At 62.9% G+C, this 10,651-nt stretch carries 9 protein-coding genes; 7 read left to right on the forward strand and 2 right to left on the reverse strand.

The genetic code is table 11. The features are described from left to right. Positions 1–64 precede the first annotated feature (64 nt). From HU749_RS11410 to HU749_RS11425, 4 genes are all read left to right on the forward strand, one after another. Positions 65–472 carry a response regulator gene (locus HU749_RS11410; RefSeq protein WP_003200142.1) on the forward strand — a complete coding sequence of 136 codons (408 nt, stop codon included), beginning with the start codon at positions 65–67 and terminating at the stop codon, positions 470–472. A 102-nt stretch (positions 473–574) separates the two neighbouring features. Next, positions 575–1,096, forward strand: coding sequence for a sigma-70 family RNA polymerase sigma factor (locus HU749_RS11415; RefSeq protein ID WP_003200143.1), 522 nt, complete (start codon positions 575–577; stop codon positions 1,094–1,096). Further along, on the forward strand, positions 1,093–2,052 hold the full coding sequence (locus HU749_RS11420) for a FecR domain-containing protein (protein WP_079302466.1): 960 nt from the start codon (positions 1,093–1,095) through the stop codon (positions 2,050–2,052). Before HU749_RS11415 ends, HU749_RS11420 begins: the two co-directional genes overlap by 4 nt. 97 nt (positions 2,053–2,149) lie before the next feature. Then, positions 2,150–4,627, forward strand: coding sequence for a TonB-dependent siderophore receptor (locus HU749_RS11425; RefSeq protein WP_186650647.1), 2,478 nt, complete (start codon positions 2,150–2,152; stop codon positions 4,625–4,627). 42 nt (positions 4,628–4,669) lie between these two features. Here HU749_RS11425 and HU749_RS11430 read toward each other — a convergent pair whose 3' ends face one another. Both HU749_RS11430 and HU749_RS11435 read right to left on the reverse strand, forming a co-directional pair. Further along, a complete protein-coding gene (locus tag HU749_RS11430) occupies positions 4,670–6,292 on the reverse strand; it encodes an MFS transporter (protein ID WP_014338653.1) in 1,623 nt (540 codons plus the stop codon). A 206-nt stretch (positions 6,293–6,498) separates the two neighbouring features. After that, positions 6,499–8,142 carry a GMC family oxidoreductase gene (locus tag HU749_RS11435; RefSeq protein ID WP_079302469.1) on the reverse strand — a complete coding sequence of 548 codons (1,644 nt, stop codon included), beginning with the start codon at positions 8,140–8,142 and terminating at the stop codon, positions 6,499–6,501. A 130-nt stretch (positions 8,143–8,272) separates the two neighbouring features. Between HU749_RS11435 and HU749_RS11440 the strand changes: the two genes are divergently transcribed. The 3 genes from HU749_RS11440 to imuA all read left to right on the forward strand — a co-directional run bounded on the left by HU749_RS11440 (position 8,273) and on the right by imuA (position 10,644). Continuing rightward, the gene (locus HU749_RS11440) at positions 8,273–9,157 is read left to right on the forward strand and encodes a LysR family transcriptional regulator (RefSeq protein ID WP_014338655.1); all 885 of its coding nucleotides are present in this window, start codon (positions 8,273–8,275) and stop codon (positions 9,155–9,157) included. A 237-nt stretch (positions 9,158–9,394) separates the two neighbouring features. Then, a complete protein-coding gene (gene lexA, locus HU749_RS11445) occupies positions 9,395–10,012 on the forward strand; it encodes a transcriptional repressor LexA (RefSeq protein ID WP_014338660.1) in 618 nt (205 codons plus the stop codon). Further along, on the forward strand, positions 10,012–10,644 hold the full coding sequence (gene imuA / locus HU749_RS11450; RefSeq protein ID WP_046062069.1) for a translesion DNA synthesis-associated protein ImuA: 633 nt from the start codon (positions 10,012–10,014) through the stop codon (positions 10,642–10,644). Before lexA ends, imuA begins: the two co-directional genes overlap by 1 nt. Positions 10,645–10,651: the final 7 nt, after the last annotated feature.

Here is a 10,651-nt window from a genome sequence, read left to right on the forward strand (position 1 = left end):
CTCATAACTTCAAGGCGGTTGTTGCCGCAAAGAAGGTTTTATGAGGTCAAGGAGAGTCACTTTCATGAATTCGATGCCAAATGGCAACGGCCAGGCGACTACACGTTTGATTCTCGTTGTGGAAGATGATCCGACCATCCTGGAATTCCTCTGTGAAATACTCGAGGAAGAAGGGTTCGTCGTGGAGCCTCGGGAAAGCGCCGACGCGGCGTTGACGTTCCTCGAAGAGAGCGCCCATTACGTCGACCTGTTGCTCACCGATATCACCATGCCCGGCAAGATCGATGGCGCGGACCTGGCCAACCTCACGGGAGACCGCTGGCCGCAGATACCGCTGCTGATCATGTCCGGCTTCGAGACGCCGGAAAGTGCTGGAATCAAGCACCACGCTTCGTTCATCGCCAAGCCCTGGGCACTGGGACAGATGCTGGACCTGGTGGAAAGCACGGTGAAAAGTCACTCCATGAACTGAGCCATTCCAGCGAGTGGGGGTGGCCGGACACGTTTGGGTTGCAAGCGGCGATAGGCTCCATGACAATGCGAGTCATTATCAGTCGCGAATTATTCCATTGCCATGTCCGCCAACGATCTGTCCCTACGCAGTGCTGTCGACGTTCTGTACAGTGATCATCACGGTTGGCTCCAGGGCTGGCTGCGCAAGCGTTTGGGCAACACCTTCGATGCCGCGGACCTTGCCCAGGATACGTTTGTGCGGGTCATCAAGGCGCGCACTGCGCTGGATATCCGTGAGCCACGACCGTACCTGTCGATGATCGCCAAAGGACTGTTGATCGATCTGTTTCGCCGTCGCTCGCTGGAGCAATCCTACCTCGAAGTATTGGCGGCCATGCCGCAAGAGCAGCACCCCTCGCTGGAAGAACAGGCGATCATGCTCCAGGCCCTGATGGAGATCGACCGCTTGCTCCTGGGGCTGGGACCGCGGGTCAGGCAGGCGTTCATCCTGTCGCAGTTCGATGGCCTGACGTACCCACAAATTGCCGAACGCCTGGGGGTCAGCGTACGCACGGTCAACAATCACATGGCCAAGGCCATGGAGCATTGCTGCCTGATGCAGATTCAACTGCAGCTTTCATGAACCTGCCCCCTGAAGAGTTGAACGCCATTCGCGTGGCGGCGCAGTGGTACGCCCGGCTGCATTCCGGCATCAGCACCGACGCGGACCGGGCCGACTGGCGCGCCTGGCTGGCTGCCGATCCGTTGCACAGCCAGGCCTGGCAACGCATGGCGGCAGTGGCCGAGCAGATGGCAAGCGTCCCCGGCGCCCTGGCCGCACCGACCTTGAGCGACACCCACCGTCGATCCCGCCGCCAGGTGTTGCGCAGCGCCTTGCTGCTGACGTCCGCTGGCGGCCTGGGCTGGTTGGGCTGGCGCAGCCAGGCAAGCCAGAACCTGTTTTGCGATTACCGCACCGCCGTGGGCGAGCGTCGCGAATTCCAACTGGCTGATGGCAGCACGGTCCTGCTCAACACCGATACCTCGGTCAATGTTCGTTTCGATGGACAGCAGCGGCTCCTGGAGCTGTTGCGGGGTGAGGTGCTCGTGACGACGGCGGTCGATCCCTTGCGGCGTCCGTTCAAAGTGGTGACAGGGCCGGTCGAGGTGCTTGCGCTGGGCACGCGGTTTATCGTCCGTGGTCAGGCGCGAGGCGGCGAAGTGGCGGTGCTGGAGAAAGCGGTCGAGGTGAGCCTGCTGGCGACTGGAGCAAGGATGCGGGTCGAAGCCGGCCAGCGCCTGGTTTTCAATGAGCGGTCGCTGGGCTCGTTACGTGGCAACGATGTGTCGGTCGGTGCCTGGCAGAGGGGCAGCATCATCGCCATCGACCGTCCTCTGGCGGCGCTGCTGGATGAGCTGTCGCGCTACCGCCCCGGTGTGCTGCGTTGGGACCCGGCGATTGGCAACTTGAAGGTGTCCGGTGTGTTTCCTGTCGATAACACTGACCTCGCCCTGGCGGCGTTGGAGAGCGGCTTTTCGTTGCGGGTGACGCGCTACAGCCGATTCTGGATCCAGGTCGCAGGTGGCGAGCGGCGGTGACGCTGTGTAATAAAAAAATCCGGTCCTGCACTTTTCATCCTCATCGTTCGGCTCTTCCTCAGTGAGTTTTTATCGACCGTTTTGGGGGAGGGGAAATATGCCTTGGGTAAGCGCGCCAGGCCGTCTGGTGTTTGCAGTGAAAATCGGCTTGCTGGCGGTTACCACCGTCGGCGCCACGGCCGTGAATGCCAACCCGGTTCCAGGCGCCTCGGCGCAGCAGCGCTCGGTGCAGGCCTACGATATCGGCGCCGGCAGCCTGGTGGATGTGCTGACCCGTTTCTCCAGCGCCGCCGGTGTCGCCCTGTCGTTTGATGCCCGGCAACTGGAGGATTTGCAATCGCCCGGCCTGAGAGGTTCTTTCGGCGTGGGTAACGGCTTCGCTCGCATTCTTGACGGTAGCGGCCTGCAAGCTGAGCCCCAGGCCAACGGCACGTACGTGCTGCGTCGGCTGCCCGCCAACGGTTCGGTCATGGAACTGGGAGCCACCAGCATCGAGGCTCAGATGCTCGGGGCGACCACCGAGAACAGTGGCTCCTACACGACGGGCGCGGTGACCATCGGCAAGGGCGCGCATACCCTGCGCGAAACGCCGCAGTCGGTGACGGTGATCACCCGCAAGATGCTCGATGACCAGAATCTCAACACCATCGATCAAGTGATGGAAAAGACCCCCGGCATCACCGTCTACGACTCGACCATGGGCGGCAAGTATTTCTATTCCCGTGGGTTCCGGATGTCCGGTCAGTATCAATACGACGGCGTTCCACTGGACATGGGCAACAGCTATGTCCAGGCCGACAGTTTCAGCAGCGACATGGCCTATTACGACCGTGTCGAAGTCCTGCGCGGCGCCGCCGGGATGATGAAGGGCGCAGGCGGTACTTCCGGTGGCGTCAATTTCGTGCGCAAACGCGGCCAGGCCACGGCCCAGACCGAACTCAGCCTCTCGGGGGGGACCTGGGACAACTACCGCGGGCAGGTCGATACCGGTGGCCCGCTGAATGATTCCGGCACCGTGCGGGGCAGGGCGGTGATCGCCGAGCAGAGCCGGCATTTTTTCTACGACGATGCCCGGCGCAAGGACCAGATTTATTACGGTGCCCTGGATTTCGATCTGTCGCCCGACACGACGCTCGGCGTGGGCGTTGCCTATGAAGACGTCGATGCAAGCCCTTGCTGGGGCGGGCTTCCTCGCTACCGGGACGGCAACAATCTGAAACTCAGCCGTTCCACTTGCCTGGATCCATCGTGGAATACCTGGCGCAGCCAGCGCACCACGGTGTTCAGCGATCTCAAGCAGCAGCTCAATGACGACTGGGCGGTGAAGGTCGCCGGTGTCTATACGAAAAACACCCAGGACATCAAATACGCCTTTGCATCGGGTTCGGTGACGCCTGGCACCTCGACCACCAACCTGCTGGGCAGCATGTACGACTACGACCAGGTCGATTACGGCCTCGACGCCTACCTGGACGGCAAGTTCGACGCCCTGGGGCAGCAACATGAATTGATCGTGGGTTTCAACGCCAGTCGTTCGGACAAGGATGACTTCTTCTCGGTGGCACTGCTGCCACAGAAGCAGAACGTGTTCGATCCGGATCGACATATTCCCGAACCGGACGACAGTTACTTCATCGAAAACTCGACGCGCGGTGGCCCGGTCAAGACCGTTACCCAGCAGCAAGGCATGTATTCGACCCTGCGCCTGAAACTGGCGGACCCGTTGACCTTTGTCGTCGGCAGTCGGGTGAGCTGGTACCGTTCCAAGACCGACTCGGTGTTTCTCACGGGTGGTTCGGAGCACGCCAAGAGCACGGAGACGGGCCAGGTCACGCCGTTTGCCGCCGTGCTGCTGGACCTCAATGAGCACCTGACGGCTTATGCCAGTTATTCGGATATCTTCACGCCCCAGGGCAACTATCGCTCCGAAAGCGGCTCGGCGCTCAAGCCCCTGGTGGGCGAGAGTTATGAGCTGGGGATCAAGGGGGAATGGTTCGAGGGCCGCCTGAACAGCGCCTTCAACCTGTTCCGCACGGTGCAGAAAGACCAGGCCCAGACCGACTACTTCTCCACCTGTGCATCCTCGGACGGTTTTTGCTATGAGAACGCCGGCAAGGTTCGCGCCCAGGGTTTCGAAGCCGAGATCAGCGGTGAAGTCATCGAGCGCTTGCAACTGCTTGCCGGCTACACCTACACCCAGACCAAGACCCTCGACGACATAGACACGAGCCTCAACGGCGGTTCGTTCAACAGCTACGTGCCGCGCCATGTGCTGCGTCTGTGGGGTGATTATGCCCTAGGTGGGGCGTTGGAACGGTTCAGTGTCGGCGCTGGGGTCAATGCCCAAAGCGACAACTTCCGCGTATCGCCGGCGACAGGCGAGAAGATCACTCAGGCCGGTTATGCCGTGTGGAATGGCCGCGTCGGCTACCGCATCGATGACACCTGGTCGGTGGCCCTCAATGGCAACAACCTGTTCGACAAGCGCTACTACACCACCATCGGCACCGAGGGTTTCGGTAACTATTACGGTGAGCCGCGCAACTTCACCATGACCATGAAGGCACGCTTCTGAGCCGCTGGCGAGGGCGCCATTGCCCTCGCCACGGTTTCGTCCTCAGTTTTTATCCAGGTCCACGTTCCGGGTTTCCCGCAGGCAGATCATGCCCACCACCAGGCTCACCCCGGTGATCACCACCGGGTACCACAGCCCATAGAAAATATCCCCGGTGTAGACCACCAGGGCGAACGACACGGTGGGCAGGAAGCCGCCGAACCAACCGTTGCCGATGTGATAGGGCAGGGACATGGAGGTGTAGCGAATGCGGGTTGGGAACAGTTCGACCATCAACGCCGCCAGCGGTCCGTAGCACATCGCCGAGATGATGATCAGCGCCACGATCAAGGCCACGATCATCGGCCGGTTGATCTGCTGGGCGTCGGCCTGTTGCGGGTAGCCCGCCAGGGTCACCGCACCGCGCAGGGCCGCTTCGTCGTAACCTTCGAGTGTCACGTCACCGACGCTGACCTGTACGGAACTGCCTGCCGGGGCCGCAACGCTGCTGTAGGGCAGGCCTTGCTTGACCAGGAAGGTCTTGACCTTGTCGCAAGGGCTGTCGAAACGCGCCTTGCCCACCGGGTCGAACTGGAAGGTGCAGGTGGCCGGATCGGCGATCACGGTGATCGGTGCCTGGCGGCTCGCCTGGTCGATGGCCGGGTTGGCGTAATGGGCCAGGGTCTTGAAGATCGGGAAGTACAGCGCGGTGGCCAGCAGCAGGCCGATCATCAGCACCGGTTTGCGCCCGACCTTGTCCGACAGCCAGCCGAAAAAGATGAAGAACGGTGCGCCGATCACCACGCTGACGATCAGCAGGCTGTTGGCCAGGGCCGGGTCCATCTTCAGGAACTGGGTGAGGAAAAACAGCACGTAGAACTGCGCGGCATAGAAGGTCACCGCTTGCCCGGCGTTGATGCTGAACAGGGCGATCAGCACCACCTTGAGGTTTTCCCATTTGCCGAAGGATTCGCGGATCGGCGCCTTGCAGCACTTGCCTTCTTCTTTCATTTTCAGGAAGGCCGGCGACTCATGCAGGCTCAGGCGAATCCAGGTGGAGATGCCCAGCAGCAGGATCGACAGCAGGAACGGAATGCGCCAGCCCCAGACTTCGAACTGATCGCCGGTGAAGTAGCGACAGCCCAGCACCACCAGCAGCGAGAGCAACAGCCCGAGGGTGGCCGTGGACTGAATCCAGCTGGTATGAAAACCGCGCTTGCCCATTGGCGCATGCTCGGCAACGTACGTTGCTGCGCCACCGTACTCACCGCCCAGGGCCAGGCCCTGGAGCATGCGCAACACCACCAGGATGATCGGCGCGGCGATGCCGATGCTGGCGTAGTTGGGCAGCAGGCCGACGCAGAACGTCGCCAGGCCCATCAATACGATGGTGGCCAGGAACGTGTATTTGCGCCCGATCATATCCCCCAACCGACCGAACACCAGAGCCCCGAACGGCCGCACGATGAAACCGGCGGCGAATGCCATCAGGGCGAAAATGAACGCGGTGGTGTCGTTGACCCCGGCAAAGAACTGCTTGCTGATCACCGCCGCCAGGGCGCCATAGAGAAAAAAGTCGTACCACTCGAACACCGTCCCCAGGGACGAGGCGAAGATGACTTTCTGGGTTTCCTGGCTGGTGCCGACGCTGCGCGTGGCTTCCAGGGGCTGAACATGCTCGGACATAGCGGTATCCCTCACAGTGATTGTTTTTGTTGTTCCACTGCGACGCCGGGGTGGCGTCTCCTGATTTGACACACTTTCCTTGAATCGACTCATCCCCTTGTGGGAGCGAGCTTGCTCGCGATAGCGGCGGCACATTCAACCTATGCGTGGCAGACAGACCGCTATCGCGAGCAAGCTCGCTCCCACAGGGGGACTTTTGTTGTTTTTCAGACCGTGGCCGGCTCCTTTTGGGACGTGGTGATTCTGGTATCTGCCTCAAGCATCATCTGCGCCGCCTTCTCGGCAATCATCAGGGTCGGCGAGCAGGTGTTGCCCGAGGTGATGCGCGGCATGATCGAGGCGTCGGCGATGCGCAGGCCCTTGATGCCGTGGACACGCAGTTGCGCATCCACCACCGCGTCGCGATCCTGGCCCATGCGGCACGTGCCGACCGGGTGGAAAATCGTCGTGCCAATCCGGGCGGCGGCCTGGTGCAACTCATCTTCGGTTTGCAGGCTGGGGCCCGGCAGGTATTCCACCGGTTTGAACGCGCTCAGGGCCGGGGCCGCGACGATGCGTCGGGTCAGGCGGATGGCGTCGGCGGCGACCCGCAAGTCTTCGGGGTGGCTCAGGTAATTGGGTTGGATCAGTGGCGCTTCGTGCGGGTCGGCCGAACGAATGTCCACCCGGCCACGGCTTTGCGGGCGCAGGTCGCAGACCGATGCGGTGAACGCCGGGAAGCTGTGCAGCGGTTCGCCGAAGCGTTCCAGGGACAACGGTTGTACGTGGTATTCGAGGTTGGCCGAGGCCTGCTCCGGACCCGAGCGGGCGAATGCGCCGAGTTGGCTGGGGGCCATGGACAGCGGGCCGCTGCGGTCGTACAGGTAGCGCAGGCCCATGCCCATCTTGCCCCACAGGGTGCCGGCGATCTGGTTCAGGGTGCGGGCGTTTTCCAACTGGTAGATCAGCCGCAGTTGCAGGTGGTCCTGCAAGTTGCCGCCGACACCGGGCAATTCATGGGTCACGCCGATGCCCAGGCGTTGCAGCAGGCTGCGCGGGCCGATCCCGGAGCGTTGCAGGATGCCCGGCGAGCCAACGGCTCCGGCGCACAGGACAATTTCCTTGCGGGCCTTGAAGGTCATGCCCTTGCCTTGCCAGCGCGCGCTGACGGCGTGGGCGTGGTCGTCACGCAGCAACACGCGGTCGACCTCGACGTCGGTCAATACCGTGAGGTTGGCGCGGTGGCGAATCGGCTTGAGAAACGCCTTGGCCGCATTCCAGCGTACCCCGGCTTTCTGGTTGACCTGGAAGTAGCCGCAGCCTTCGTTGTCGCCGCTGTTGAAGTCGTCGACGTTGGGGATGCCGCTTTGTTCGGCGGCGCTGCGGAAGGCATCGAGAATCGGCCATGACAGGCGCTGGCGTTCGACCCGCCATTCGCCGTCGGCGCCGTGGAATTCGGACGCGCCGGCAAAGTGGTTTTCACTCTGGCGGAACAGCGGCAGTACGTCTTCCCAGGCCCAGCCAGCATTGCCCTCGGCGGCCCAGCCATCGTAGTCCGCCGCCTGGCCGCGCATGTAGATCATGCCGTTGATGGAGGAGCAGCCGCCCAGGACCTTGCCGCGTGGGTAGCTCAAGGCGCGACCTTGCAGGCCCGGTTGTGCTTCGGTCTTGAAGCACCAGTCGGTACGCGGGTTGCCGATGCAGAACAGGTAGCCGACCGGGATGTGAATCCACGGATAGTTGTCGCGCCCGCCGGCTTCGAGCAGCAGCACCCGGTGTTGCGGGTTGGCCGAAAGCCGATTGGCCAGCAGGCATCCGGCAGGGCCGGCGCCCACGATCACGTAATCGAATTCATCGACGACAGGTTGCATTCGCGACCTCATTCTTGTTTTTGTAGGGTCCATCCTAGTTGTTAGTTTTCGTCAAAAGAATGTTAGTTTTTGCGCAGCCGCTGTGCGTTTATAAACAGCTCCGCCTTCAGACGCGTTCAAGGATCGCCTCATGTTCGACTGGAATGACCTGCGCTATTTCCTGGAACTGCAACGCAGCGGGCGTTTGTTGACGGCTGCACGGCGCCTGAACACCACCCACGCCACGGTGGCCCGGCACATCGAGGCCATCGAGAAAAGCCTCGGCACCGCGCTGTTTGTCCAGCATGCCCAGGGTTATGAACTGACCCCGGCCGGCGAGACGCTGCTCAAGCACGCCGAAGCCATGGAGAACGTGGCGTTGCTGGCCCAGGAGGACATCACCCAGTCCAGTGCGCCCCTGGGCAAGATCCGCCTGGGGGTGACCGAAGGGCTGGGCATCATGTTCCTCGCCAGCCGCATGGACGGGCTGTTCCAGCGCTATCCGGGGTTGGAAGTGGAACTGGTGGCGGTGCCGCGCTTTGTCAGCATCCTCAACCGTGAGGCGGAAATCAGCATCCACCTCGAGCGCCCGGCGGCCGACCTGCTGGTCACCCGCAAACTCACCGACTACAGCCTGGCGCTGTACGCCAGCCAGGCCTATCTGGACCGCTCGCCAGCATTGCGCAGCCGCGAGGACCTGGCCCGCCATGCCTGGATCGGGTATGTCGACGACCTGCTGTTCAGCCAGGAACTGATGTTCCTCAACAGCTTTTGCCGCAACCCTCGGGTGGTGTTCCACAGCACCAGCGTCATCGCCCAGCAACAGGCCGCGCGCTCGGGCCTGGGGATCGCTGTGCTGCCGTGCTACATGGCCAGCGGCGACCCGACATTGGTGCGGTTGCTGCCGGACGAAACCATCCGTCGCAGCTACTGGATCAGTACCCGCCGCGAACTGCACAAATCCGTACGCTTGCGGGTGCTGTGGGATTACGTGGTGCAGCTGTGCGAACGGGAGCAGGGGCTGCTGTTGCCCTGAGCCTGCGGCGAGGGAGCTTGCTCGCGATGACGTCGGCACAGTCAACATCACTGCAAACTGATCCACCGCTATCGTGAGCAAGCTCGCTCTCACAGGCGAATGCTGTTGGCTAAGATAACGATGAGCCTGTGGCGAGGGGATTTAGCCAAACGTCGCACCGCCCGGCTGGGCTGCGCAGCGGCCCCGAGTTGTGAACTGACTGGCGGCGCTTGTCAGAAAAATCCCGGAAGAGTACAAATGTACTCCATGACGACTCTCACCCCCCGCCGTACCGCCATCCTGACTTTCATCCGCGAACGCATCGCCGATCAGGGCCAGCCTCCCAGCCTCGCTGAAATCAGCGAGGCGTTCGGTTTTGCCTCCCGCAGTGTGGCGCGCAAGCATGTGCTGGCGCTGACCGAAGCCGGCTTTATCGAGGTCAATCCGCACCAGGCCCGGGGTATCCGCTTGCTGAACCAGCCACCACGGCCCGAGCTGCTGGACGTGCCGGTGCTGGGGCGAGTGGCTGCCGGGCGGCCGATTGGCGCCGACGCCGAGGTCCACAGCCGCCTGATGCTGGACCCGGCGATATTCTCCAAGGCGCCGGATTACCTGCTGCGAGTCCAGGGTGACTCGATGATCGAGGACGGCATTCTCGACGGTGATCTGGTGGGCGTGCAGCGCACACCCCAGGCCTCCAACGGCCAGATCGTCGTGGCGCGCCTGGACGGTGAAGTCACCATCAAGCGCTTCGAGCGCATCGGCGAGCGGGTGCGCTTGCTGCCGCGCAACCCGGCCTACCAGCCGATCATCGTCGAGGCCGACCAGGACCTGGCGATAGAAGGGGTGTTCTGTGGCTTGGTGAGGCAAGGCTGATGGGCGCTGTCGTTGCGCTGGACACGCTGTTCAACGGCGGCCAGGTCTGGAAGGGTCGGCCTGCGCCGCCGGCCGCCAGCCCGCAACCCACCGGCCATGGGGCACTGGATGCAGCGTTGCCCAGTGGCGGTTGGCCGGAAGCGGCGTTGACGGAACTGCTCATCGCCGCGCCGGGCGTGGGTGAGTTGCAACTGGTGTGGCCGACCCTGGCGCGGCTGTCGGCGGCGGGAGAGCGGATCGTGCTGGTGGCGCCGCCGTTCGTGCCCTATCCCCAGGCCTGGCAGAACGCTGGCGTCGACCTGCGCCAGTTGTCGGTGATCCGCGCCGATGAGCGCGATGCCCTGTGGGCCACCGAACAATGCCTGCGTTCGGGCAGTTGTGGTGCGGTCCTGTGCTGGCCCCGCCAGGCGGATGACCGGGCCTTGCGCCGCTTGCAAGTGGCGGCGGAAACCGGTCAGACCCTGGCGTTCGCCTGGCGCTCGATCCAGGAGGCCATCAACCCGTCGCCGGCGGCGCTGCGCATCGCCATCGATACCCGGCCTGCGCAATTGCGCGTGCTCAAGTGCCGCGGCGGGTTGGCTCGTTCGGCGCCGATTGCCTTTGCCACGCTCGCCCCACAAACCGGGCATTGAGGTTGCG

The sequence above is a fragment of the Pseudomonas ogarae genome (assembly GCF_014268695.2).
GTDB lineage: Bacteria > Pseudomonadota > Gammaproteobacteria > Pseudomonadales > Pseudomonadaceae > Aquipseudomonas > Aquipseudomonas kilonensis.